This is a genomic window from Cytobacillus solani, from assembly GCF_006704205.1.
Classification (GTDB): domain Bacteria; phylum Bacillota; class Bacilli; order Bacillales; family Cytobacillaceae; genus Cytobacillus; species Cytobacillus solani.
In genome coordinates this window covers 974,386-999,921 of record NZ_CP041305.1, presented here as the reverse complement: position 1 = coordinate 999,921, position 25,536 = coordinate 974,386, and the positions used below count along the sequence as shown (strand labels likewise).

The 25,536-nt window shown below is 38.9% G+C and carries 21 protein-coding genes; 16 read left to right on the top strand and 5 right to left on the bottom strand.

The genetic code is table 11. The features are described 5' to 3' along the window. Positions 1–6: 6 nt before the first annotated feature. From nrfD to FI644_RS05100, 3 genes are read left to right on the top strand one after another with little or no spacing between them, the layout of a single operon-like run. Positions 7–1,296 carry an NrfD/PsrC family molybdoenzyme membrane anchor subunit gene (gene nrfD, locus FI644_RS05110; RefSeq protein ID WP_231690192.1) on the top strand — a complete coding sequence of 430 codons (1,290 nt, stop codon included), beginning with the start codon at positions 7–9 and terminating at the stop codon, positions 1,294–1,296. Further along, entirely contained in the window at positions 1,289–4,387 is a 3,099-nt protein-coding gene (locus tag FI644_RS05105; protein WP_053479036.1) for a molybdopterin-dependent oxidoreductase, read from the top strand. The genes nrfD and FI644_RS05105 overlap by 8 nt, the downstream gene beginning before the upstream one ends. Positions 4,388–4,404: 17 nt before the next feature. Next, a complete protein-coding gene (locus tag FI644_RS05100) occupies positions 4,405–5,001 on the top strand; it encodes a molecular chaperone TorD family protein (protein ID WP_053479035.1) in 597 nt (198 codons plus the stop codon). 47 nt (positions 5,002–5,048) lie between these two features. Here the strand turns inward: FI644_RS05100 and FI644_RS05095 are convergent, their stop codons facing one another. Beyond that, entirely contained in the window at positions 5,049–5,276 is a 228-nt protein-coding gene (locus FI644_RS05095) for a DUF1128 domain-containing protein (protein WP_053479034.1), read from the bottom strand. 521 nt (positions 5,277–5,797) lie between these two features. Here FI644_RS05095 and FI644_RS05090 point away from each other — a divergent pair. From FI644_RS05090 to FI644_RS05080, 3 genes are read left to right on the top strand one after another with little or no spacing between them, the layout of a single operon-like run. Beyond that, on the top strand, positions 5,798–6,268 hold the full coding sequence (locus tag FI644_RS05090) for a low molecular weight protein-tyrosine-phosphatase (protein ID WP_053479033.1): 471 nt from the start codon (positions 5,798–5,800) through the stop codon (positions 6,266–6,268). A gap of 20 nt (positions 6,269–6,288) precedes the next feature. Continuing rightward, positions 6,289–6,624, top strand: a complete 336-nt coding sequence (locus FI644_RS05085; protein WP_053479032.1) for a YtxH domain-containing protein — start codon at positions 6,289–6,291, stop codon at positions 6,622–6,624. 28 nt (positions 6,625–6,652) lie between these two features. Then, positions 6,653–7,477: a YihY/virulence factor BrkB family protein gene (locus tag FI644_RS05080; protein WP_053479031.1), complete on the top strand. Its 825-nt coding sequence runs from the start codon at positions 6,653–6,655 to the stop codon at positions 7,475–7,477. Positions 7,478–7,700: 223 nt separating this feature from the next. Here FI644_RS05080 and FI644_RS05075 read toward each other — a convergent pair whose 3' ends face one another. Further along, positions 7,701–9,626 (bottom strand): heavy metal translocating P-type ATPase, encoded by a 1,926-nt coding sequence (locus FI644_RS05075; protein WP_053479030.1) that lies wholly within the window; start codon positions 9,624–9,626, stop codon positions 7,701–7,703. A gap of 200 nt (positions 9,627–9,826) precedes the next feature. Beyond that, positions 9,827–11,011 carry an MFS transporter gene (locus FI644_RS05070; protein WP_056682595.1) on the bottom strand — a complete coding sequence of 395 codons (1,185 nt, stop codon included), beginning with the start codon at positions 11,009–11,011 and terminating at the stop codon, positions 9,827–9,829. A 186-nt stretch (positions 11,012–11,197) separates the two neighbouring features. Between FI644_RS05070 and cax the strand changes: the two genes are divergently transcribed. Further along, positions 11,198–12,256 carry a calcium/proton exchanger gene (cax, locus tag FI644_RS05065; protein WP_053479028.1) on the top strand — a complete coding sequence of 353 codons (1,059 nt, stop codon included), beginning with the start codon at positions 11,198–11,200 and terminating at the stop codon, positions 12,254–12,256. A gap of 542 nt (positions 12,257–12,798) precedes the next feature. Beyond that, the gene (locus FI644_RS05060; RefSeq protein ID WP_053479027.1) at positions 12,799–13,617 is read left to right on the top strand and encodes a YfkD famly protein; all 819 of its coding nucleotides are present in this window, start codon (positions 12,799–12,801) and stop codon (positions 13,615–13,617) included. 75 nt (positions 13,618–13,692) lie between these two features. Here the strand turns inward: FI644_RS05060 and yfkAB are convergent, their stop codons facing one another. Beyond that, a complete protein-coding gene (gene yfkAB, locus FI644_RS05055; protein ID WP_053479026.1) occupies positions 13,693–14,829 on the bottom strand; it encodes a radical SAM/CxCxxxxC motif protein YfkAB in 1,137 nt (378 codons plus the stop codon). Between the two features lie 226 nt (positions 14,830–15,055). Here yfkAB and nhaC point away from each other — a divergent pair, with 226 nt between their 5' ends. Beyond that, positions 15,056–16,477 (top strand): Na+/H+ antiporter NhaC, encoded by a 1,422-nt coding sequence (gene nhaC, locus FI644_RS05050; RefSeq protein ID WP_053479025.1) that lies wholly within the window; start codon positions 15,056–15,058, stop codon positions 16,475–16,477. A 58-nt stretch (positions 16,478–16,535) separates the two neighbouring features. Here the strand turns inward: nhaC and FI644_RS05045 are convergent, their stop codons facing one another. After that, complete coding sequence (locus tag FI644_RS05045; RefSeq protein WP_053479024.1) at positions 16,536–17,804, bottom strand: helix-turn-helix domain-containing protein; 1,269 nt, start codon at positions 17,802–17,804, stop codon at positions 16,536–16,538. Positions 17,805–17,953: 149 nt separating this feature from the next. Here FI644_RS05045 and FI644_RS05040 point away from each other — a divergent pair, with 149 nt between their 5' ends. From FI644_RS05040 to rlmD, 7 genes are all read left to right on the top strand, one after another. Next, a complete protein-coding gene (locus FI644_RS05040; RefSeq protein WP_142108126.1) occupies positions 17,954–19,081 on the top strand; it encodes a mandelate racemase/muconate lactonizing enzyme family protein in 1,128 nt (375 codons plus the stop codon). Then, positions 19,078–19,800 (top strand): hypothetical protein, encoded by a 723-nt coding sequence (locus tag FI644_RS05035; protein WP_056682598.1) that lies wholly within the window; start codon positions 19,078–19,080, stop codon positions 19,798–19,800. Before FI644_RS05040 ends, FI644_RS05035 begins: the two co-directional genes overlap by 4 nt. Positions 19,801–19,923: 123 nt before the next feature. Next, positions 19,924–20,109 (top strand): SE1561 family protein, encoded by a 186-nt coding sequence (locus tag FI644_RS05030; RefSeq protein ID WP_053479021.1) that lies wholly within the window; start codon positions 19,924–19,926, stop codon positions 20,107–20,109. A 384-nt stretch (positions 20,110–20,493) separates the two neighbouring features. Continuing rightward, a complete protein-coding gene (locus tag FI644_RS05025) occupies positions 20,494–22,041 on the top strand; it encodes a fumarate hydratase (RefSeq protein ID WP_053479020.1) in 1,548 nt (515 codons plus the stop codon). A gap of 124 nt (positions 22,042–22,165) precedes the next feature. Continuing rightward, the gene (gene pdaA, locus FI644_RS05020) at positions 22,166–22,963 is read left to right on the top strand and encodes a delta-lactam-biosynthetic de-N-acetylase (protein ID WP_056682601.1); all 798 of its coding nucleotides are present in this window, start codon (positions 22,166–22,168) and stop codon (positions 22,961–22,963) included. A 242-nt stretch (positions 22,964–23,205) separates the two neighbouring features. Continuing rightward, positions 23,206–24,066: a DNA-3-methyladenine glycosylase family protein gene (locus FI644_RS05015; protein WP_056682605.1), complete on the top strand. Its 861-nt coding sequence runs from the start codon at positions 23,206–23,208 to the stop codon at positions 24,064–24,066. A gap of 19 nt (positions 24,067–24,085) precedes the next feature. Further along, positions 24,086–25,465 (top strand): 23S rRNA (uracil(1939)-C(5))-methyltransferase RlmD, encoded by a 1,380-nt coding sequence (gene rlmD, locus FI644_RS05010; RefSeq protein ID WP_056682606.1) that lies wholly within the window; start codon positions 24,086–24,088, stop codon positions 25,463–25,465. Positions 25,466–25,536: the final 71 nt, after the last annotated feature.

Here is a 25,536-nt window from a genome sequence, read left to right as displayed (position 1 = left end):
AATTTTGTGAATACGAAGGCAAACTTAGTGAACAATATGCTCACCCCTGAACATAAGAAAGGGAAGCTTGAAAAAATATACTGGATTTCCTTATTCATTGTATTTGGTGTAGGGGTGTATTCAATCATTACCGGCTATTTTATGCAAGGAATGGAGTCTACTTATCTATCTAATATCGTGCCATGGGGCGGTTGGATTGCTTTTTATATATATTTTATTGGTTTAAGTGCTGGTTCCTTCTTATTATCTACATTAGTTTATGGATTTGGAATGGAAAAATTCGAAAAAATCGGCAGAGCTGCATTACTTTCTGCGATTGTTTGTATGATTACTGGTATTTTATTTGTTTTTTTGGATATCGGTCGTCCAGATCACGTCATGAATGCTGTAATCTATTGGAATGTAACGAGTACCATGTCATGGGAAATTCATTTCTATATCGTCTACCTAATTCTATTAGTAGTTGAATTGTATTTTTCTATGAGAAATGATCTTGTAAAAGTAGCAAAAAGCAACAATTTTAAAGGGAAATTATCACGATTCCTCATTTTCAATAAACAGGAATATACGGATATCGATAAAGGAAAGGATAAAAAGCGTTTAAAAATAATGGGTATTATCGGAATTCCGCTTGCTATTTTTGGTGTTCATGGTGGAACAGGCTCCATCTTTGCAGTTCTAAAAGCACAGCCCTATTTAAATTCTGCACTGTTCCCATTAATTTTTATTATATCTGCGTTAGTATCTGGCACAGCATTATCCATTGCGATCTATGTGATTAAATGTAAAGTGAAAAAACAACAGGCAGATCATTCAATGATTCGTTCCTTGGGAAGTATGCTCGCCCTATTTATCGGAATTGAAATCATCATGGTCTGGTATGAATTTTTAGTTGGATTTTATGGGCTAGAGCATGAAGAACTCGGCACGCTTCAATTAATAATGGGCAGTCCTTATTCATGGTCTTTCTGGCTCTTTCAAATGGGGTTTGCCCTGTTGTTCCCGCTTATCCTATTAGTAATCAAAAAAACACGGGAATCAATAAATTGGATTCTAGGCGCTTCTGTCATGGTGCTAATTGGTGTAGTCGGGGTGCGTTTCAATATGGTGATACCAACGTTAATTATGCCAAAAATCGATGGAATGCCTTATGGAAATTATTATATGAATCTTTCTGAGTGGTTAACTTCTTTTGGGGTCATTGCCATGTGTCTCATTCTTTATACAATTGGCGAAAAACTATTTCCAATAGATGAACTAGACTCTCACGAAAAGGGAGTGAGTAAACATGAGTAAGGATAAAATGAATCGAAGAGGCTTTCTAAAAGCACTGGGATCAATTGGTGCGGTAGCGATTATAGGTCCCGCATTTATTGGCCCTGTAAAACAGGTCATTAACGGGGTATGGATAGATGATGAACATGGTGTTGGAACGGATTATCAAGATTATACAGCCGAAAATGTCATTTTTACATCGTGTCAGCAATGTAATTCCTCTTGTACGATTAAAGCTTATATTGTTGCTGGAAGTGCTGGAGGAGCATACACATCCATTATTAGAAAAATTGCTGGGAATCAATACAGCCCGATAAATATGGTCCCTTACGGCCACATAAACTATGATACTCCACTTGAACAAGCGGTTAAAGGAACTGGAGATGTAGCCAAAAGTGGAAGAGGGTTCCGTGGGGGACGTACTTGCTTAAAAGGACAAGCTGGAATACAAACAGCCTATGATACATTTCGTGTACAGCATCCATTAAAGAGGGTGGGTGAACGTGGAAGCGGAGTATGGACAACACTAACTTGGGAAGAGGCATACAAAGAGATTCTAGAAGGAAGCAAGGATTTAAAAACCCCATCCTTAAAAGAAATATGGGCATATGTCCCAGAAGAAAAGGTAATGGCCGATTGGGATAAAGTGCAGGCAGGCGAAATGGAAAAATCCGCTTTTGATCAAAAGTATCAAGATGTGTTAATCGATACAAATCACCCTGACTTTGGACCAAAGTCAAATCAAATAGCGATCATGGCTGGACATCGCAGGGATTTCATTGAACGTCTTGCAATGAAAAGCTTAGGCACAGCTAATTACTATGACCATGGCGGTTATTGTGGAATTACGAGTGTAATGGGGAATGTTCGATCTTTCGATGCAACAAAACAGAAGAAACGAATGATCCCTGACTTTGAGAAGGCTGAATATGTTTTAGTGTGGGGAACGAACCCGATGACAGCTAATCGTGGTCCAACCACATTTGCCCCACAAATTACTAATGCAATCGAACGCGGAATGAAAATGGTTGTGATTGATCCTCGATATAGTAAGACTGCTGAAAAAGCAGATATGTGGGTTCCAGTAAAACCAGGCGGAGATGGTGCACTTGCAATGGCAATGTGCAGATGGATTATTGAGAATAATCGTTATGATGAACGATATTTGCGAAACCCTAATGAAGCTGCTGCACATTTAGATAGTGAACCAACATGGAGTGATGCTTCTTATCTTGTTAATGTTGGAGATCCAAAGAGACCGTTTTTAAGAGCAAAGGATTTAGGAATAGGTGAAGATGAGTTTGTCGTTCTTGAAAGAGGAAAACCTGTTCCACATACAAAAGCGGCAGATGGTGACCTAGAGGTAAGTACAGCGATAAATGGGATTAAGGTGAAATCTACCTTTACAATTTTTAAAGAAAAAGCGCTTGAAAAAACAATAGAGGAATACTCGGAGCAGTGTGATGTGTCTTCAGAAATAATCATCCAAATAGCCAAAGAGTTTACTTCCCATGGCAAGAAAGTAGGCATTCACTCCTATCGTGGCCCAGCCATGCATACGAATGGATATTACAGCAGCCGCGCGATAAATATGCTCAACCATTTAGTAGGAAATCATGACTGGGCAGGAGGAGACACTGCATTAGGTGCAAAATATAAAACAACTGAAGGCAGATATGATCTAGCTTCTGTGCCAAATCCAAACATTTCTTGGGGAATACCAGTTACTCGTCATAAAACACCTTATGAAAAAACAACATTATTCGAAAGAGAGGGCTATCCAGCTAAACGACCTTGGTATCCTTTAGGGAACAAGCTTATTCAAGATGTTCTTCCAAGTTCAGCAGAAGGCTATCCATATAAGATTAGAGCTCTTATTATGAACAGAACATCCCCGATCATGTCAGGACCACGGTCAGATATGCAGGAGAAATTCCTAAAAGATACAAAAGTAGTTGAACTTGTTGTATCCTCCGATATTGTTATAGGAGAATCAACTAAATATGCTGATTTTATTTTGCCTGATTTATCCTATCTAGAGAGTTGGAATACAGAGGCCATTTTCCCAATCCTAAAATATAAATTTGCGAGTGTCATTCAGCCAGTGACTAGAGTTGTACCAGATGCAAGGCAGACAGAACAAGTATATATTGACCTTTTGAAAGAAATGGGATTACCAGGTGTTGGAGATAGCGCACTAGCTGATGGGTCTCCAATTAATAGTCCGGAAGATTATTATCTTAAAATGGTTGCAAATATTGCTTTCGATGGCAAAAAGGCAGTAAAGGATGCGAGCTCAGAAGAAATAGCCATTTTTGAGAAGGCAAGAAAACTAGCCTTAGGAAAGTATTTTGATATGAATAAACTGAAAAGTTCCGTTACGCCTGAAGAATGGAAAAAGGTTGTATATGTCCTAAATCGTGGAGGAAGATATGAGGCTCAAGGAGATGAACATATCGGGGCACATATTAAATATCAATGGGCAAATCTTGTTCATTTCTATGATGAGAAGGCTGCAGGATTCAAAAGCTCCTATACGGGTAAGTTCTTTGAGGGAGTGGCTTTTTTCGATGAAATTAGGAAATATAACGGGGAGGTATATAAACCCAATAAATCTTTTCAGTTTATTAACTGGAAATCAAGAAATATGGGAACGCATCGGAATGAAAGTAACGCGTGGCTTCGTGAAGTGCGAGATGAGAATTATTTATGGATGAACCCGATAGATGCCAAGAAAAAAGGAATCGAAACGTCTGATTTCGTTCATATTATTTCCAATAGTAAAAAGGAAAAAGCAAGGGTACTCGTTACACCAGGAATAAAACCAGGTGTCGTAGGTGCTAACTTTAGCTTTGGTCACTATGCATACGGGTCAAGTAAGGAAAAAATTGATGGGAAAATAATAAAACCGGCAGAGAAATATGGTCACCTCCCATTTAATACGAATACACCAATGCATGAGGAATCAGGATATTCGAGAGGAAGAGGACAAGGATTCTCTGTGAATGATCTGGCTGATAAGGATGATAGTTATTTTGAAGGATATTTAGCAGATCTTTTAATTGGAGGACCCGCACAGCAGGATGTTTTTGTTGACATTGAAAAAGTCTAAATATAAAGGTGATCATTATGATTCTTACGAAAGAGGAACGATATGGCCAACTTGCCTTAAATAATATTATGTCATGTGTTTGGCTTGGAGAATGGGACCGGTATGAAGGGATCTTTCGACATATGGATGAGGAATTGATAAAGAAATTCCCTTTCCACTCTCACTATAATCTGGAGGAAGTAAAGTTATGGCATGAGAATCATTTTTTTATTCCAGGTGACTATTTTGTATCGCCTTACTTTTCCTCTTATATAAAAAAAGGGCTTGATGAACACGAGGAACGGAAGAAGGATCTGCTTTGTCTGATTGGTTTATATGAAAAGATTGGTTTCTTATATCCGCTTGAAAAAGAGATTTATCCAGATCATTTTGGATGCATTACTGCTTTTCTTGGTTCTGTAATCCAAGAAAGCATAAAAGCTGATGCTGAAAAGGATGAAGAGTATAAAAGCAAGCTTAATGAACTAAATCAAAATGTAATTGGCCGTTATATTTTTCCTGTCCTGCAAGTATTAAGGGAAAACGCAAAACCGAAAATAAGGCATCCATTTTTTAAAGAATTTCTAAATTTTTATATTCAGATTATGACAGAGGAAATGAATGAAACTGCATGAAGAAAAATAAGGTAATAGAAAAATACAGCCTATAAAAGGCTGTATTTTTACTTGTTTTTCCTAAGGCTGCCCAGTTCCTCTACTAATGCCTGCATTTCATTGGGACTAAAGGAGTTCTTCTTCATGACAAGGTCATAAATATCTTTTAATTCCTCGTACATTTCCTCATCGAAATGTGATGGTTTAATGGCTCCTAAGTTTAATACCTTAAGCTTATTCTTAATTTCTTCAATCATGTACTCTACATTTTCAGTTGACTTTATAGTAAGATTCACCTAGACATCCCCTCCCAGAACTATCATATTCAGCTTGTAACAAAAAAATTAGTGTTTTTTTCTGTTTTAGATAACTGTCTAGCTGCAGCACCCAGCAACTATAGGCCTTCCGTTTCCTGCGATAGGTCAAGCACGAATGCGCTAACGCTCTTCGTGTTTCCTTTATCGAAAGAACCGGTCCTTCTGCGTTTGTACGGCGATGACCAAGGCGCTTCCGCATTTCTAATAATAAGAAAGTGTAATTTTGGAGTTAGAGAATTGTCTAGCTCCAGCGCCTATCGCCTATCAAACTTCAGGTCCCCTCCCTACGATAAGTCAACATCGAATCGCTAACGCTCTTCGTGTTTCCTTTATCTCAGTCGCGGTCCTTCCAGTTTGTACGGCGATGACCAAGGCGCTTCCGCATTTCTAATAATATTCCCATCTTTCCATGTTCATTATTAAATGTCAACAGGAAATATTGATATGGGTTGCAGAAGATAGCAAGTTAGAAGAAAATAATGACAAGGAGGAATTGGAATATGATTAATGTTTTATTTGTTTGTCTAGGAAATATTTGCCGATCACCGATGGCAGAGGCGATGTTTCGAGATCTTGTTAAGAGGGAAGGATTGGAACATGAGGTTCATGTTGATTCTGCAGGTACAGGGGACTGGCATGTTGGAAGTCCACCACATGAAGGAACGCGAGGCATTTTGACAAAATACAATATTGATGCAGAAGGCCTCTGTGCGAGGCAAATTCGAGAAAGTGACTTACATGATTTTCAATACATAGTGGCAATGGATGCTTCTAATGTTCAAAATATCGAGAAGCTGATTAAGGGAAATTCTCATTCACATATTGTTAGGCTCCTTGATTATGTCGATGAAAAACAAGAAAAAGATATACCGGATCCTTATTTTACGGGGGATTTTGAGGAAACATATGAACTCGTGAAAATAGGCTGTACAAATTTATTAAAAGAAGTGCGCAGGAACCATAATATATAAGAAAGTGAGTGTGTGAAAAAATGGGGAGATCTTTATTTTGGAAAGGTGTATTTTTAGGTGCGATAGCAGGTGGTGCATTAAGCTTATTTGATAAGGACACGAGACAAGCTGTTGCAGCAAATTGTAAAAAGACAACGGGTGAGATTACACATTATATAAAGCATCCTAACGAGGCGATTAGTCAAGTGAAAGAAATGACAAATAAGGTGAAAACAACGATTGAGCAAGTCACTACTGATGTTTCCTTTATTGCCAGCAAAGTGGAAGAATTAAAGGATGGGACAGCAGATATTGCTGGACTGGAAGATGATTTTGATGATTCCTATAAAGAGTGGCCAATAGAAGATAAGAATTAAGCACAAATGAAATGGGGGAGGTGTTGAAATGGGACAAGCATTCAGGACCCTTATTCCGAGGTTAGTAAAAAGAATATTTGCAAATGATCTATTTGGTCTTGCTGCTCAATTGGCCTATTTCTTCCTGCTCTCGCTCTTTCCATTACTTCTATTTTTAGTTACTCTCTTGCCTTATTTGCCAATCACTCAGGAGGATATCCTTGGAGTGATCCGTGATTTTGCACCAGGAGATAGCATGAAATTAATTGAAACAAATATTAATGAACTCTCACAAAAAAACGGAAAGCTCCTTTCCTTTGGAATCATCGCAACCATTTGGTCAGCATCAAATGGAATTAACGCAATTGTTAAAGCGCTGAATTCAGCTTACGAAGTAGAGGAGAGCCGTCCTTTTCTTATTGCAAGGGGTATGGCGATTTTATTTACCTTTGCGATGCTATTTGTTTTTGTCGTTGCTTTGCTTCTTCCGGTATTTGGCAAGCTGATTGGGGTCTATTTATTTGCTAAGTTGGGCCTTTCTGATGAGTTTATGTCGATATGGAATACGCTTAGGTGGCTCGTAAGTTCGATTATTTTGTTCATTGTGTTTACAGGGCTTTATTGGATCGCCCCTAATAAAAAATTAAAGTGTATAACTGTTATTCCAGGCGCTATATTTGCTACAGTCGGCTGGGCTATATCATCTCTCGCTTTTTCCTTTTATGTGACGAATTTTGGCAATTACTCCGCTACTTATGGAAGCATTGGTGCAATCATTGTATTGATGATCTGGTTTTATTTAACAGGGGTCATCATCATTATTGGCGGAGAAATCAATGCCATCTACAGTAAATACAAAAGGGATGACTGTTAAAAATATGCTATAAGTTTCCTATGATAAAAATAATCTTCTGTTAAAGAATAAGACAGGGGGAAATGATTTATTATCAAAGGAGGCAATCAAATGACAAAGCAAACAAAAAAAGACGGTGGAACCAAGCAAAAGGGCAAGAACAAGCCGAAGCAAAAAACATCCGGATCTGCTAACGGACAAAATGGATATCATTAAGAAAAGCCCGGGGAATCCCGGGCTCCTCTTATGATTTTAAAAGTCTTAAGCTATTAAGGATAACTAGAATGGTGCTGCCTTCATGAGCGATCACACCAAATGGAAGATCCACAAATTGAAGAAAGTTAGATGCGATTAAGAACATAATCACGGTAATAGAAAAGACGACATTTTGCTTGATGATTCGATTCATTCGTTTAGAAAGCTGAATGGCATCAGAAATACGAGGCAAATCGTTTTTCATGAGAACCACATCTGCCGTTTCGAGCGCGACATCAGAGCCTTCCCCCATGGCAATCCCAACATTAGCAGTGGCAAGGGCGGGAGCGTCATTAATTCCATCTCCAACCATTGCAACATTGCTATGTGTTTCCTTAAGCTTTTTTAAGTGCTCCACTTTGTTTTCGGGTAAACATTCGGCAATAAAGTCATCTAAGTGGGCTTCTTTTGCAATGGCTTTCCCTGTTTTTTGGCTGTCACCAGTTAGCATAATTGTATAAATGCCTTGGGTTTTTAATTGATCAATTGCTTTTTTGGTCTCTTCACGAACCACATCTTGCAGAGCGATGAGCCCAGCTATTTCATCGTTTTTTTGAACAAAAACAACGGTTTTACCTTGACAGGCCATTCGTTCCAAGGCGCCATTTGAAAAGTTTTCGGCTGCTTCAAGCCCAACAAATGATGCTTTGCCAATTTTCCACTCATCCTCAAGCAAGGAAGCCTTTACTCCCCAGCCTGGAACATCCTCCATCCTTTCTGGAGTAATCAATGCCTTATCCAAAGTCTTCTTTGCATAATTAACAATAGCGTTTGCTAATGGATGTGTAGAGTGACTTTCAATGGAGGCAGCAATTAACAAAACTTCCTCACTAGAAACGCAATCGGCCGCAATAATATCAGTTACTTCAGGTTTTCCCTTTGTTAATGTACCTGTTTTATCAAATGCAATGGCTTTTAAATGGCTTAAGTTTTCTAAATGGACGCCTCCTTTAAAAAGGATCCCATGCCTTGCTCCGTTTGAAATAGCTGATAAGGTAGCAGGCATAATGGAGGCAACTAAAGCACAGGGAGAAGCAACAACAAGTAAGATCATGGCCCGGTAAAAGGTTTCCATCCAGCTCCATCCTAACAGGAAGTGAGGAAGAAACATCATCAATACAACAACTGTTAAGATCACCTTGACATAAGTGCCTTCAAATTTTTCAATAAAAAGCTGTGAAGGGGATTTTTCACTTTGTGCCGATTGAACAAGCTGAATGATCTTTTGAAATAGAGTTTCACTGTTTGGCTTTGTAATTTCAACTGTAATCGCCCCATTTAAATTAACTGTTCCAGCGAAAACGGCATCCTCTTTATCTTTAGATACAGGGATGGATTCACCAGTAATTGCTGCCTCATCAATGGTAGTATGGCCTTTGGCGATTTTACCGTCAGAAGGAATGCGTTCACCTGGTTTTACTAATATGAAATCTCCGATGACTAATTCGGAAACATGGATTTTTTCCTCATATCCATCATTGATTCGTAAGGCTTGCTCCGGCTGAAGCTCCATTAATGCCGAAATCTCTTTATGACTTTTATTCATCGTATAGGTTTCCATGGCTCCACTTACTGCAAAGATAAAGATCAGTATGGCACCTTCTGTCCAGTAGCCAATTAGGCATGAGCCAATGGCTGCAAAAATCATAAGCATCTCTACATTTAATTCTTTATTCGCAATTGTTTCTTCGATGCCTTCCTTTGCTTTAGCAAAGCCGCCAATAATAAAGGCTATTATATATGTGACAATTGAAGCAGTTGCAAGCTCATTTTTGTCTAAAAGCCAGCCAGCTGCAATAAGAACACCGCTTAGGAGCGCAGCGATTAATTCTGCATGCGGCTTTGCTTTTTCAAATAAGGTACTGTTCTCTGCTAATGATGAACTTTGGGTTAAGGTTTTCACTTCAGAACTCATGATATTCCTCCTTTGTATGATGAATTTAGACTTTTTGTTATTCTTGTTGAGAAAAATAATCAACGTCAATTGCCCTATAAAACGACGAAAGCTGCCGCCCAAAGGCGACAGCAAAAAAACATTGTAGACACAAGTCATTTATTATTATTATTTATAGTTTACTATATATGAAATGCAATGAACAGGGAAATGTTTCTTTATTAACTATTAAAATATGATTCTTTATTTGGTACAGCTTGCTTTTGTCCAAAAATTACAACGATCAGGAAAATGAACAAAAGCATTATGCTTATAATATTAAAAAAACTGATTGATTTAAAGTATTGAATAAAAACCCCGCCGAGATATGGTCCGATTAAACTCCCAATACTAAAAGCAACCCCGCAGAGAAGGTTTCCTGTCGGAAGTAAATTCTTCGGCATTAAGTCAGTCATAAAACTGATGCCTAGAGAAAAGGTTGAACCGACAACCATTCCCGCAATAAATAGGCAAATCGTTAGAGCAATGATGCTTTCTTCCATGAAACTTGCCGCCGTAAAGCTTAAAAAACCAGCAAATAAAATAATCATCAATATGTTTCTTCTTCCATATTTATCACTAAGAATCCCCAGTGGCAATTGAAAAACAATGGCCCCAATTGCAAAGGAGGTGAGCAGGATGGATACACTGGATACCTCAAGCCCGATCCTAAGCCCGTATACAGGAAAGCTCCCATTTAATGAAGCTTCGAGAAATCCATAGCCTAAAGGAGGCAGGAATGCAACCCAGCCATATTTCGTTGCTTTTTTAAAACGCTTGATTGTTTCTTTTAATGAATTCACCTCGATCGTTTGTTCAGGAAAATCATTTTTTAATGTGAAAATGAATACCCAGGCAATAAGGCAAAGGGCAGATGAGATAATAAAAGGCAAAGTCTCATTTACTTTGACAAGCGGTGCCATTAAAGGTCCAATGGCAAACCCAACGCCAAAAAATAATCCATATAAGGAAATATTCCGTCCTCTTTTATGCTCAGGCGATGAAGAAGTAATCCATGTTTGTGTCCCAAAGTGTAGGGCATGATCACCGATTCCAATTAACAGCCTTAGGATGAACCAAAACCAAAAGGATTTCCAAAAAGGAAAGAGAACTAGCGAGAGCACAACTAGAAATCCACCAAGAATAATGACTGGTTTATAGCCATATTTTCTTAAGGGATATTCCATAAAAGGGGAAATGAGTAAGATGCCAATATATAACCCTGTCGCATTTAGCCCATTCAAACTTGAGGAAATTCCTTCATTTTCAAAAATGATAGCGATTAAAGGAAGCAGCATCCCCTGACTAAACCCGGAAATAGCTACAATACTAACTAATATCCAAAACCTTGTATTTTCTTTATTCATTATGAATCCCTCTATTTCTTTTACGCACTCATTAATGATGGTACTCGAGAATAATGGGGAATGGCAAGAAAAATAATGTTTTTAAATTGATTGTCAGGGAAGAATAATATGACATATTAAGGAGAAAAAGAGTGGAGCATGGCTGAGCCGAAAGTGAATTTTGCTTAGAAGGGATGATTCAATATAATGAATAAAGTTTTTATGGTATTAGTATTAGCGGGTGTTCCGCTATCTGTCATCGGGACGCTAATGCATTGGTCAAGTATTATCCTATTTATTGTCTATTGCTTAACCATTATTGCATTGGCAAGTTTTATGGGGAGAGCAACTGAAAGTTTGGCAATTGTAGCTGGACCAAGGATTGGCGGGTTGTTGAATGCGACATTTGGAAATGCTGTTGAACTAATTATTTCGATTTTTGCGCTTAAAGAGGGCCTGATTGGCGTTGTCTTAGCTTCATTAACTGGATCTGTATTGGGGAATTTATTATTAGTTGCCGGTTTATCCTTTTTTATCGGTGGTCTTAAATATAAACGCCAAACCTTTAATGTTTTTGACGCAAGACATAATTCTGGTCTGCTCATGTTTGGAGTCATTGTCGCTTTTGTAATCCCAGAAATTTTTTCTCAGACAATGACCGAAAGCAAAACATTAAGTTTTAGTGTTGGGATTTCTATTATATTGATTGTTTTGTATCTAGCAGCTTTATTTTTCAAGCTTGTTACCCATCGTGGGGTATACCAGACAGATAACGTGAGCGAAGTTCGGCATGAAGAGGAAGAGCCAGAGTGGGGGAAAGGTAAAGCCATTACAGTTCTTCTGCTTGCAACAATAGCAGTCGCATATGTTTCCGAAAATTTAGTACACACATTTGAAACTGTTGGGGAAACCTTTGGCTGGTCAGAGTTGTTTATCGGGGTTGTTATTGTTGCTATTGTAGGGAATGCTGCTGAACATGCATCAGCAATTATTATGGCTTATAAGAACAAAATGGACATTGCCGTTGAAATTGCGATTGGCTCAACCTTACAAGTAGCGATGTTCGTCGCACCTCTGCTTGTTTTAATATCCTTAATGTTTCCTACTGCAATGCCTTTAGTATTTACTCTTCCAGAGCTCATAACGATGGTCACAGCAGCCTTGCTTATGATCATCATTTCGAATGATGGCGAAACGAATTGGTTTGAGGGGGCAACATTGCTTGCTGCTTATTTAATAATGGGGATCGGCTTTTATCTGCTATAAAAAGTTCAATTTACAATGAAAATGGTGTTTGCAAATAAAGAGGGCTGATTTGCAAATAAAAATGAGAATACGCAAAAAAGGCGGAGTTTGCAAATAAAAATGAGAATATGTAAAAAAGTTGTTTGCTTATTATAAATAGTGTTTTCCTACAAAAAAACGACTCTGTGATAATCACAGAGTCGTTTCTATTCATCCGGTTAAAAAAGGAATGTCAATCTACTCGCTTGAAAAGGCATTGATCACCAACTTTCATGTTGTTATTTGACCACAAAACCTATGTTGGAACGATGATTTCTATTCAATAAAAATGCCATCCTCCTTTATTAGTAAGCGAATCGACTTAACGGCCCTCCTTTTTCTTTTAAAGTAAATTTATTATATGTTAATTATTAACATTTGTAAATATTCTGATTTTTACAAATGTGTTACAAAATAGATGTGATAGAATGCAATTTTATTTCTAGGAATGGATAATATTACAGGACTCCGAAAAAACTATAAGCAAGCCTGAAAAGATTGTGAATTGAAAGGAGTTTATCAGCATGAAAAAGTACTTGTCCATTTTCTTGTTAGGTCTAATTCTTGTATTTACACTTCAACATCCTGCTGGGGCAGATAAAGAGAAGAAAAAGGATGAGCAAGTTCCAAAGGGAATAGCGATTCCGAATTCGGTTTTACAAATAACGAAAGAAAATACGTACCCGAATCCAGTTCAGGATATGCCAACACTGCAGCCTAGTGATCTGACACAGAAGTTAATTGATACATCGAAGGTGAAAATTGAAAACCCTGATCTCATTCGAATGCTTAATGAAACGACTGTGAATAGTACGCCATTTGCTATTGGGTATCGCGCAATTATTTATTTAGGACAATGGCCGCTCAATTATGAGTCATCTGAAACTTCGCCAAACTGGGAATATCAAAAGATTAATACGAATTACTTTGATAACCGGGGAGGGAAGGCTCCTTATCAAATCCATTACGTTCAAGAAGTTCAAAAAATTGTAAGAGGAGGACTAACAGCAAAAGTTCCAAATAACGAAGATGTTAAAAAGATGATGTTGTTAAAAGCCATGGAAAAGTCTGGATTGCCGCTCGGCTTTGAAACGATTATTGGTGCGGGGACGAAAAAGGATCATAAGTACAACATTCCTCCAAAACGTTTAGGCTATTTATATGCCTATGCTCCTGCAGTTAATGAAAAAGGAAAAGTAACCTATGGAGAAGTGTATATCATGCTTAAAGGAAATAAAAAAATGATTATTATTAAAAACGTTACCTCACAGGGTGTAGGGGCATGGATTCCTATACAAGATCATGTTTCGTTCGGTTTTATGGCATCTGAACACCCAAGATAATAACTGGTGCCATGCACTGTTCATGGAGATATTTATACTTCATAGGTGGACAGATAATTAGAAACTCAGCCGCATTTAGCGGCTGAGTGTTGTGTTCGTAAGCTGGGCTTTTCTTTTTAAAAAATCAATATCCTTGTAATAGCTGTTTTTCACTAATACATTTGGACCGAGACAGCTTACTTGAGAACAATGACAGTTCAATGACTCTGCAAGGTCAGATTTCATCCATTTTTGAAACACCTCTTCAAGCGCATTCTCCTGAATATTTCCAAGTGCAGGGGTGTCACCAAAATCAGTCACAATGACCTCACCAGTGAAAATATTTACATTTAAACGGGAACGTCCATCAGGATCATTTCGTACCGTAACATTTTTTGCAGCATAAAGGCGTTTTAATAGGTCTAGATCCTCCGTATTCGAGCTGCACGCATAAAATGGAAGGGTGCCAAACAGCATCCATGTATCTTCATTCCGGATATCCAGTAAATGATGAATAGCAGAACGCATTTCCTCCAAAGAAAGTGTTTCTAATGTGGAGGCAAAATCGGAAGGGTACATCGGGTGAATTTCATGTCTTCCACAGTTCATTTCTTCAACAATTTGCTTATGGATTTTCTCAAGGTATGGCAAAGTCCGTTTATTAAGCATTGTCTCTGCAGAAACCATCACACCTGCCTTAGCTAGCTCACGGCTATTCTCAATCATCCGATCAAAAAGCCTCATTCTCTGATCCACAGTAGGTTTGCGCTCCATCATCGCAAAACCGCCTTCGATAAAATCATTCTCGGTTCCCCAGTTATGAGAAATATGCAGCACATCAAGATAAGGAATAATTGCCTCATAACGGCTAAGTTCGAGTGTTAAGTTCGAATTAATCTGTGTCCGAACACCACGATTATGTGCATAACGGAGTAATGGCACCACATACTCTTCCACAGACTTTTTCGATAGCATAGGTTCTCCGCCAGTAATGCTTAATGATCTTAATTGGGGAACTTCCTCAAGTCTTTTAAGCAAGAAATCAATTGGCAATGCATTTGGATCTTTGGGCTGGAGTGTATAGCCGACAGCACAATGCTCACATCTCATATTACATAAAACAGTGGTCGTAAACTCAATATTAGACAATGTAAGCTTTCCATATTCCTCCATGTCCATATATGCTTCCCAGGGATCATATTTTGGGCTTATTTGCTTTAGCTTTCCTATCATAATTTTCTTCCTTTCTAGTAACATCTGATATTATTAATTTTACGGGCAATATTGTCAATAGATACTGATTATTCATAATAAAAACCAACTTTTCTGAAATTAATTGGATAAAAATTAATTGACTTGCAACTATATGAAAGATTATTATATTTCTATTAACGACTATTTAACGACAATTTTAAATTGTCTAATAATTGTAATATTTTGGGAACGGGGGAAAGTTTATATGAAGCGGGAGATTTCGTTTAAGGTTGCCATTATACCACTTGTTGTAATGATCATAGTAATGGCTCTTACGGTTGTCGTACTAGAGCAGGGACCGCACATTCCCTTGATTGTCGGGACATCTGTTGCTGCACTTGTTGCTTGGAGGTCTGGCTATAAATGGAAGGAAATTGAAGAAGCGATGTATAAGGGGATTCGTCTCGCGTTGCCAGCCGTTATTATTATTATGCTCGTAGGGCTAACAATTGGGGCTTGGATCGGTGGCGGAGTGGTAGCTACGATGATCTATTATGGATTGAAGATCATCACACCTTCACTATTCCTAGTTTCAATATGTGTCATTTGTTCAATTGTATCGTTAGCAATTGGAAGCTCATGGTCAACAATGGGAACAATCGGTGTTGCTGGAATGGGGATCGGACTAAGTATGGGGATACCGGCTCCGATGATTGCGGGAGCCATCATTTCTGGTGCTTATTTTGGGGATAAAATGTCACCGCTTTCAGATACAACCAATTTAGCGTCAGGGCTGACAAATACAGATTTATTTGTACACATTAAACATATGTTTTATACAACAATTCCAGGGTTAATTATTGCATTAGTCACATATGCATTTTTAGGAAGGAACTTTGGAAAAGGGAATGTAGATACTGCTAATATTGATCAAATTATTGGAGTCATGCAGGATAGCTTTGTGATATCACCTTGGCTATTAGCCGTGCCATTAATCGTAATTATTTTAGTAGCAAAAAAAGTTCCTGCTGTTCCTGCTTTGTTAATAGGGATTTTACTAGGTTTTCTATCACAAATTGTCATTCAAGGAGGAAATGTTGCAGACGCGGTTGCTACATTGCAAAGTGGGTTTGTCATTAATACAGGAAATGAAATGGTGGACAATCTATTTAACGGCGGAGGATTAGACTCCATGATGTACACGGTTTCAATGACCATTGTCGCAATGACTTTTGGAGGAATACTAGAAAACACAGGAATGCTCAGTGCCATTGTTTCACAGATTTTGAAACTAGCTAAAACAGCGAAGAGCCTGGTAATCTCTACTATTGCTTCTTGCTTTGCCACAAATGCTGCATGTTCTGAGCAATACATTTCTATTGTTATTCCATCTCGCATGTTTGCAAAAGCTTATCGAGATAAAGGGCTTCATTCAAAAAACTTATCGAGGGCTCTAGAGGATGGGGGAACACTAACATCCGTCTTCGTTCCTTGGAATACATGCGGAGTCTTCATTTTCGGCACCCTTGGAGTATCTGCATTCCAATATGCACCATATGCTGTACTTAATTTTATCGTACCAATTATTTCAATTATCTTTGCTATGACTGGATTTTCGATCGTTAAACTGACGGAAACAGAAAAGCTAGCACTGGAAAAAGAAGAAGAGGCTGTTCTTAAAGGGTAAGAAAAAAAGGAAAGTTCATTTTCGTATGAACTTTCCTTTTTCCTACATTCTGACCAAGTTACTGGTAAATAGGTAAATTAAGTATATATACAGCTCTCGGGCGACCTTGCTGATAGGTCATTTCCTCACCGATTGTGCTGATGTATCCGTGATCAGCCAGTTTTTTTATGATCCGCTCGGTCGTTCTTCGTGTCACTTGTAAATACTCACTAAGATCTGCCGCGGTAAAGTGATGGGATTGTCTTTCCTTTCCAAATTGGATGAGCTTTGAAAGATTCGCCGGACTTAATTTTGCCTTTTGAGCAATTTGAAGCAATTCAGGGTGATCATTGATTAAGCGCTGTTGCTTTTTCTCCTTTGGGTAAGGACCTAATAATTTTTTGTCATTAGTTAAAATATACATGCAGCTTTCTTTTAGATCCTTTTCGGCAAAACGGAGAGCAACTAGTGCGTTTTTATCCGCTTCCATAATGGTTGAGCCAAAGCCAAAACCGATTGATACACCAGGAAAACCCGAAAAATACTGAAGGAGAGTATCCTGCTCTAGTAATCCTTCTATGTCACCGCGAGTGCTGTATAATGAATAATTAGTAGGGCTGATTTGTTGAATTGAAGCATGAATGGCATGTGCAATTGCTTCAAAAAGTTTCTGAATTTCTTTTACTTGTAAGTCTGTCGATAAATAGCCAACTGCGACCTGTGCCGAAAGACTTTTTTTATACATGGCAAATGATTTTGCTTCTTGTAATCCGCGGATCACTGAAGTTTTCGGGTCAGCCATACGCATAGAAGGGATCCCATAAAGCACTAATTGATCGTAAACAGCATGGATGCTTGTGATGGCTAAATCAATTTTTCCCTTTTCCCATAAGGATTGGTGGAAAGAAACAATCTCGAATAAATTGAACCTATCTTTATTAAGCATATCCTCGTAATCAATGACATGCTTAGGGAAAGTTTCAATATCTACTGAAGCAAGTACATCCTCAACGATGGAAGAGTTGAATAAATCAATGGATATACGATCCAAGGAAACCTGCTTATGATAGATTGCAGCTAACAAGGAAGAAGAAATGGTTAATTCATCTTGTGCTAAATAAAGAGTGGGAACTGGCAGCTGCTCTCGTTCTTTTTTAGAAAAATAGTAGGGCAATGCTCCAGAAAAGAACACCACATCACAAGGTTTAAGTTGATTAATTAAACTAGGTGCCTGTAGAGGATCTTGATAGATGTAACTGTCTAATTCAATATCATTGATTAAAGATACCAAAAATTGAATTCGTTCGAAAAATTCAGCAGAGCTTATTACTGCAATTCTTGTTTTCATTGGTTCACCTCTTTATTGTGGGGAATTGTCTAGCGCAAGAGGTCTATCGTCTATCAAACTTCAGGTCTCCTTCGTGATTAACGACTATTTAACGACAACTATATCAAATAAATAGAATATTTGTAAATTAAAAAAAGGGAGTTTTACATATGAAAATTTCAGCTATTCATCTTTACGCGATTCACTTACCGCTACATGTCCCATTTGTTGTCAGCTACCATTCATACGATTATATGCCATCTGTCATTGTAAAGGTTGAAACAGACGAAGGCATTGTTGGGTATGGGGAAGCGGTAGCGGATGAACATGTGACAGGGGAATCATGGGAAGGAGTCTACCAGATTCTCAAAAATACCCTTGCACCCGTTGTAATGGGAAAGAATCCGATGGAAATCGAAAAACTTCATGATCATATGAACAAAACAATTTATGGTGCACCGACGGCAAAAGCGGCTATAGATATAGCTTGTTTTGATATTATGGGCAAGAAACTGCAGCAGCCTGTTTATCAGCTAATTGGCGGCAGATATCATGATGAGTTTCCGATTACTCATGTATTAAGTATTGCAGAACCTGAAGAAATGGCAGTTGAAGCAGCAGCAATGGTTGAGCAAGGATACTGCTCCTTTAAAATGAAGGTCGGAACAAATGTTAGTTTGGATGTTAAGCGCATTCAAGCCGTTCGTTCAAAGGTAGGAGAAGAGATTGCGATTCGTGTGGATGTCAATCAAGGCTGGAAAAATAGCGCTACCGCGTTAACCGCACTTAAACAATTGCAGGATTGTAATCTTGACTGGGTAGAGCAGCCTGTTGTAGCAGATGATATTGATGGAATGGTTGAAATAAAAGCGAAATCTGTTTTTCCATTAATGATAGACGAAGGATTAAAAGGACCGCGTGAAATGCTTGAGATTATCCAAAAGCGTGCAGCCGATAAAGTGAATATTAAATTAATGAAATGCGGGGGCATTTATCCAGCAGTCAAACTGGCACATCAAGCAGAGCTTGCAGGTCTTGAATGCCAAATTGGATCAATGGTGGAATCCTCCATTGGTTCTGCAGCAGGTTTCCATGTTGCTTTTTCCAAAAAAGCAATTACGAGTGTAGAGCTGACTGGTCCGCTGAAATTTTCAAAAGATGTTGGCAAACTTCACTATGATGTGCCATTTATTCGACTAACAGATAAGCCTGGACTTGGTGTGGACGTGAACGATGAAATGATGAGAGAATTAACAGTCTTCCATGAAAGCGTCTATTTAAAGGAGGAGAATGTGTGAGTCACATTTACAAAGGAATACTAAAAAATAAACAGATCTCCTTTGCTGTAAGAAAATTAACGATGGGAGATTTGCCAGGGATATTGAATGTGCAAGACCAAGTGATCCTTCAGCTGGAAAATAAAAAGCGGCTTCAGCCACTAACAGATGAAGAATTTCAATTCATCTTAGAAGGAAATGGGTGGATGATTGGAGCATTTGCTGAAGATCAGCTAATTGCCTTTCGGGCATTGTTAGTGCCCCTGATTGATGAGGAGCATTTAGGAAGGGATATTGGGCTATCAGAAACAGAATTGCCCAAGGTCATTTATCAGGAGATTTCAAATGTGCTTCCAAAATTCCGCGGAAACCAATTGCAAAAAATTCTAGCGAGCCTTATCATGCACGAGTTAGCAAAGGAAAATCCTCCATACCGTTATGTCTGCTGTACGGTAGCACCTTTTAACATACCTAGTCTTAAGGATAAATTTGCTCAAGGAATGAAGATTGCAGCCCTAAAAGAAAAATATGGCGGCAGTATGCGTTATATTTTAGTGAAAGACTTAGAGGATATAGAAGAACCTAAATATAAGGAAACCATTTTTATGCAAATGCAGGACATTCATGCTCAGCAAGTAAAACTGGCTGAAGGCTGGCACGGGATACAAATGGAAGAACGAGAAGGAGAATGGTGGGTGCAATATGCACTGTCAACAAGCAATGACCAGCACCGCCAGTGAACAAATAGTTCGTTTTGTCAGTGTGGAGTAGTTACATAAAGGGAAATGACAAATAGAAAAAATATATTTGCGAATGGAAGGATTTTTCGATAGGATGGTAACGTAACGAAAGGAGAGAACGATTTGGGTAGTCCGATTAAAGATAAAAATAGCCAGGTTTCATTTTTGAAGCAGCGGTTGAATATGTTTCTTGATGTATTGGATGCGATTGAACCAGAAGAAACAGAGCTTGAAGATATTGATCGTTTAATAGAAATGATTGATGATCTTGAAACGAAATGCCGTGAATTTAATAACCGTGAAGAGTAAGAGCCGCTTCGGCTCTTTTTAATTAGCTCTATTCTAAAAGATAGTTGTTTTTTGAATAAATGGTTTGAGTAAAAATCTTAGACAAATAACGTTGATTGTAGCGGAAGGTGCGAGACTCCTGCGGGAGGAGTGGGACAGGTGAGACCCCGCAGGAGCTTTAGCGACGAGGAGGCTCAGCGCCCACCCCGCGGAAAGCGAGCGACCTGGAGCGGAAATCAACTTCTAGTTAAAAGTAACACGATTGCGAAAACAGCCTTTTAATTTGATATCCAAAGCTTGGTCTTTCCAACCTATTATGATAGGGGTATAATAATATACGTTAAATAATTTATAATTTTCATAATAGATATATAAGGGAACAAAGGGAAAGGGGACCAGCAAGTCATGAATATCGAAAAATTTCAGGAAAGCATGTACAAGCTAATTGTTGAGACTTCTACAAAGCTTCCTAGGGATGTACGCCGCGCCATTAAGACAGCGAAGGAAAGAGAAAGTGCCGGTACGAGATCAGCGATGAGCTTAGCCACTATCACAAATAATATTAAAATGGCTGATGATAATGTTTCTCCGATTTGTCAGGATACAGGTCTGCCGACTTTTAAAATTAAAACTCCGGTTGGTGCAAATCAGCTTGTAATGAAAGAAGCGATCAAAAATGCCATCGCTCAAGCGACAAAGGACGGAAAGCTTCGTCCGAATTCAGTTGATTCGCTAACAGGGGAAAATAGCGGAGACAATCTCGGTGGCGGAACACCTGTTATTAAGTTCGAACAATGGGAGAAAGATTATATCGATGCACGCCTAATTTTAAAAGGAGGCGGCTGCGAAAATAAAAACATTCAATATAGCCTTCCTTGCGAGCTTGATGGCTTAGGACGTGCAGGACGCGACCTTGATGGCATTCGCAAATGCATCATGCATTCAGTCTATCAAGCACAGGGACAAGGTTGCAGCGCTGGTTTTATCGGTGTTGGAATCGGAGGTGACCGCTCTTCTGGCTATGATCTTGCAAAAGAACAGCTTTTCCGTTCGGTTGAAGATGTGAATCCAAACGAAGATCTTCACAAATTAGAAGAGTATGTAATGAATCATGCGAACGAGCTTGGCATTGGTACAATGGGCTTTGGCGGAGAAACAACCCTTCTAGGATGTAAAGTTGGCGTCATGAACCGTATCCCTGCTAGCTTCTTCGTATCTGTTGCGTATAATTGCTGGGCATTCCGCCGCCTTGGTGTTGCTGTCAATCCAGAAACGGGAGAAATCAATGAGTGGATGTACCAAGAGGGAGAAAACATCGACTTTGGAGCAACAGAGGCAGAAAAGGAAACAGCAGCAGCTGCAGAAACGAAAAGTGAAGTCATTACTTTACAAGCACCGATTACGGAAGATCAAATCCGCAGCCTAAAAGTTGGAGATGTTGTTCAAATTAACGGCAGAATGTACACGGGTCGTGATGCGATCCATCATCATCTAATGGAGCATGATGCACCAGTTGATTTAAATGGTCAAGTCATTTACCACTGTGGTCCTGTCATGCTAAAAGACGGTGAAGGAAATTGGCATGTAAAAGCTGCGGGTCCGACTACAAGTATTCGTGAGGAGCCTTATCAAGGCGACATCATGAAAAAGTTCGGCATTCGTGCAGTCATTGGAAAAGGCGGAATGGGACCGAAAACATTAGCTGCGCTTAAAGAGCATGGCGGTGTGTACTTGAATGCGATCGGTGGAGCGGCGCAATACTATGCTGATTGTATTAAAGCCGTTGAGGGTGTAGATTTAATGGAATTCGGTATTCCAGAAGCGATGTGGCATCTAAAGGTAGAAGGCTTTACAGCCGTTGTTACAATGGATTCACATGGAAATAGCCTTCATGCAGATGTAGACAAATCTTCATTAGAAAAATTAGCTATGTTTAAAGAGCGAGTATTTTAAATTAGATTTTTAAAAGAGAGATCCTGTTTAGGGTCTCTTTTTTGTGGTTTTTATTGGTATCAGTAAGTGCGAATGTTTTTATTCCACTCACAAACAATAAGAAAAAAATAGAGGAGGAGCGCAGATGAAACTTTTCAAACATCTGGTCGTTTTAAGTGCAATCTTGATGTTTTTTTCAACAACAGCTCATGCTGATTATCCTAATTCCCCCATTCATTGGGGATTTAAAAAGGGAGCAAATGAAGAGCAGGCCGATGCAGGAAAGGCTCTTGACGATATGCTGGTCCGACTGGGTGCTTTTTATAAAGGAGATCCAGCGAAAAAAGATATTTATCTTACCTTTGATAATGGGTATGAAAATGGCTACACCGCAAAGATATTAGATATTTTAAAAAAGGAGAAAGTTCCTGCAGCTTTTTTTATTACGGGTCATTACATAAATAGTGCCCCTGATCTAGTGAAGCGTATGGCTGCTGAAGGGCATATTATTGGCAATCACTCATGGAGCCATCCAGATATGACAAGAATCAGCGGAGAACGGCTAGCAGAAGAGCTGGAGAAAGTCCGTGAAGGAACAGAGAAGCTGACTGGGATCAAGCATATGTCATACTTGCGCCCTCCAAGAGGAATCTTCAGCGAGCGGACGATTCATTTAGCGAATAAGGAAGGCTATACACATATATTCTGGTCACTAGCCTTTAAAGATTGGCTAACCGATCAGCAAAAGGGCTGGCAATATTCCTATGATAATATTATGAAGCAAATACATCCTGGGGCTATTCTGTTGCTGCACACTGTTTCTAAGGACAATGCCGATGCACTTGAAAAAGTCATTAAGGACTTAAAGGCAAGAGGCTATACATTTAAAAGCTTGGATGATTTAATGATGAGTCAGGCGTTTGAGGAAAGTATGCTGTATTGATATTGGTGATTTTTCGGGAGGTGGCCCGTAAATCTGAAAAGTGGTCTGTAAAAGAGTAAAAGTAGCCTGTAAATCTGAAAAGTGGCCTGTAAAAGAATAAAAGTGGTCCGAGATAAAAAAATGTAATCTAAATATAATGAAAGAACCCGAATTTTTCACGAATTCGGGTTTATTCCTGCTTAAAAAGACGTGAACAGTGAAAAATGGTATAATACGAGAAAATGTCAAAGGACGGATCATGATTGGAAACAATAAAAATTGATGGACCTTATAATTTTGACCTCGTACTCGACAGACTCTCACTCGACCCGCTTCATCAGGTTGATGCAGAAAATAGAAGCGTATTTGTACCTTTAATGATTGGAAATGAACCTATGGTAGCGCAAGTGAAAGCGATTGGTTCAACTAAAGCACCGGAATTTGTTATTACAGGAATAGAGGAATCATTCCAAGATAAAGCTGCAGAAAGACTGGGGGAAATTTTCCAATGGAATACACCGTTAGAGACCATCCATCAGCATTTTCAAAATACGGATCTTAAAGGAATATTTGATCAGCATTACGGGACACCGATCGTTCTCGATTTCGATCCATATAGCTGCTTGCAGAAATGCATTATTCATCAGCAGCTAAATCTATCCTTTGCCCATACATTGACTGAGAGATTTGTAAAAACATTTGGATTTGAGAAGGACGGGGTTTGGTTCTATCCGCTTCCTGAGACAGTGGCGGAATTACAGGTTGAAGATCTACGTGAGCTGCAATTTAGCGGACGAAAAGCGGAATATGTCATTGGTATTGCCAAGGAAATTGCCTCAGGAATTCTTAATTTTGAGGAATTGAAAAATAAATCTGACCAAGAAGTATTTGATCAATTAATTAAGCTGCGCGGTGTTGGTCCGTGGACTGTACAGAATTTTTTGATGTTCGGCTTTGGCAGACAGAATCTATTTCCAATGGCTGATATCGGCATACAAAATGCGTTGAAAAAGCAATATCAATTAGAGGCAAAACCAACCTTACAGGAAATGGAGTCATTTTCAAAGGGCTGGGATCCTTACCTAAGCTATGCCTCTCTTTATTTATGGAGAAGCATTGAATAATATGGAGTGATTAAGCAAGATGAAACAAGAGCAATCAAATAAATTGAAACTCAATCAAACATTTCCGCTGACAATTAAAAGGCTTGGAATCAATGGAGAGGGCGTCGGCTATTTTAAAAAACAGGTTGTTTTCGTACCTGGAGCGCTCCCTGGTGAAGAGGTTGTTGTGGAAGCAACAAAGGTTCATCCAAAGTTTTCAGAGGCGAAGATAAAAAAGATTCGCAAGCAATCAGAGTTCCGCGTCATGCCGCCATGTCCAATCTATGAAGAATGCGGAGGCTGCCAGCTTCAGCATCTTCGCTACGACCAGCAGCTTAAAGAAAAAAGGGATATCGTCATACAGGCATTAGAAAGACATACAAAGCTAGACCCTTCCAAGTTAGAGATTAAAGAAACAATTGGCATGGAGGATCCTTGGAGTTATCGAAACAAAAGCCAATTCCAGGTTGGATTCAGAGATGGAAAAGTCTTAGCTGGCTTATACGGTATGAACTCCCACCGTCTAATTAATATTGAACAATGTGCCGTTCAGCACCCGCAAACAAATAAAGCAACGAAAACGGTCAAACGAATTCTTCAGGACCTTAAGATTCCAATCTATAATGAGAAATCAAAAAAGGGACTTGTACGGACCATTGTTGCAAGAGTGGGGATTCAAACAGGAGAGCTTCAAATTGTTCTTATTACAACGAAAAAAGAACTGCCAAAAAAAGAACTCATCATCCAAGAAATCAAAAAGAGACTGCCTGAAGTTAAATCAATCATTCAAAATATCAATGGACAGAAAACATCTCTTATCTTTGGAGACGAAACCGTAAATCTTGAAGGAAGCGACTTTATTCAAGAGACACTTGGAGACCTTCAATTTGAGCTTTCCGCACGAACTTTCTTCCAGTTGAATCCAGAACAGACGGTAAAGCTATATAATGAAGTGAAAAAAGCTGCCGCTCTTACAGGAACAGAAAAAGTAGCAGACGCCTATTGCGGGGTTGGTACCATCGGTCTATGGGTTGCGGATGGAGCAGCTGAAATTAGAGGAATGGATATCATCCCTGAATCGATTGAAGATGCCAAGAAAAATGCGGCAAGGCACGGAATTAAACATGCGAAGTATGTAACTGGCAAAGCAGAAGTCTTATTGCCGAAATGGGTCAAAGAGGGCTGGAAGCCAGATGTGATCATCGTTGATCCGCCTAGAACCGGCCTGGATGAGCAGCTATTGAAAACAATATTGAAGGTAAAGCCGAAGAAGGTTGTTTATGTATCCTGCAACCCATCAACATTGGCGAAGGATATTAATGTATTGAGTGCTAGTTATAAAGTGAAAATGATTCAGCCGGTGGATATGTTTCCGCAAACGGCGCACGTGGAAGCAGTCACGTTGTTGGAATTGGTATAATAGAAAAGCAGATGATATAGAAAATATCTATACCATCTGCTTTTTTGTTTATAAAAATACCATTCAGGACC

What these genes read in the sequence shown, in the direction of transcription:
- FI644_RS05070 (WP_056682595.1), bottom strand. Translation starts at nt 11,011, where the DNA reads ATGAATAAAGAAAATACAAGGTTTTGGATATTAGTTAGTATTGTAGCT.
- FI644_RS05025 (WP_053479020.1), top strand. Translation starts at nt 20,494, where the DNA reads ATGAATATCGAAAAATTTCAGGAAAGCATGTACAAGCTAATTGTTGAG.
- FI644_RS05105 (WP_053479036.1), top strand. Translation starts at nt 1,289, where the DNA reads ATGAGTAAGGATAAAATGAATCGAAGAGGCTTTCTAAAAGCACTGGGA.
- FI644_RS05075 (WP_053479030.1), bottom strand. Translation starts at nt 9,626, where the DNA reads ATGAGTTCTGAAGTGAAAACCTTAACCCAAAGTTCATCATTAGCAGAG.
- FI644_RS05060 (WP_053479027.1), top strand. Translation starts at nt 12,799, where the DNA reads ATGAAAAAGTACTTGTCCATTTTCTTGTTAGGTCTAATTCTTGTATTT.
- FI644_RS05100 (WP_053479035.1), top strand. Translation starts at nt 4,405, where the DNA reads ATGATTCTTACGAAAGAGGAACGATATGGCCAACTTGCCTTAAATAAT.
- FI644_RS05040 (WP_142108126.1), top strand. Translation starts at nt 17,954, where the DNA reads ATGAAAATTTCAGCTATTCATCTTTACGCGATTCACTTACCGCTACAT.
- nhaC (WP_053479025.1), top strand. Translation starts at nt 15,056, where the DNA reads ATGAAGCGGGAGATTTCGTTTAAGGTTGCCATTATACCACTTGTTGTA.
- rlmD (WP_056682606.1), top strand. Translation starts at nt 24,086, where the DNA reads ATGAAACAAGAGCAATCAAATAAATTGAAACTCAATCAAACATTTCCG.
- pdaA (WP_056682601.1), top strand. Translation starts at nt 22,166, where the DNA reads ATGAAACTTTTCAAACATCTGGTCGTTTTAAGTGCAATCTTGATGTTT.
- cax (WP_053479028.1), top strand. Translation starts at nt 11,198, where the DNA reads ATGAATAAAGTTTTTATGGTATTAGTATTAGCGGGTGTTCCGCTATCT.
- yfkAB (WP_053479026.1), bottom strand. Translation starts at nt 14,829, where the DNA reads ATGATAGGAAAGCTAAAGCAAATAAGCCCAAAATATGATCCCTGGGAA.
- FI644_RS05085 (WP_053479032.1), top strand. Translation starts at nt 6,289, where the DNA reads ATGGGGAGATCTTTATTTTGGAAAGGTGTATTTTTAGGTGCGATAGCA.
- FI644_RS05090 (WP_053479033.1), top strand. Translation starts at nt 5,798, where the DNA reads ATGATTAATGTTTTATTTGTTTGTCTAGGAAATATTTGCCGATCACCG.
- FI644_RS05045 (WP_053479024.1), bottom strand. Translation starts at nt 17,804, where the DNA reads ATGAAAACAAGAATTGCAGTAATAAGCTCTGCTGAATTTTTCGAACGA.
- FI644_RS05080 (WP_053479031.1), top strand. Translation starts at nt 6,653, where the DNA reads ATGGGACAAGCATTCAGGACCCTTATTCCGAGGTTAGTAAAAAGAATA.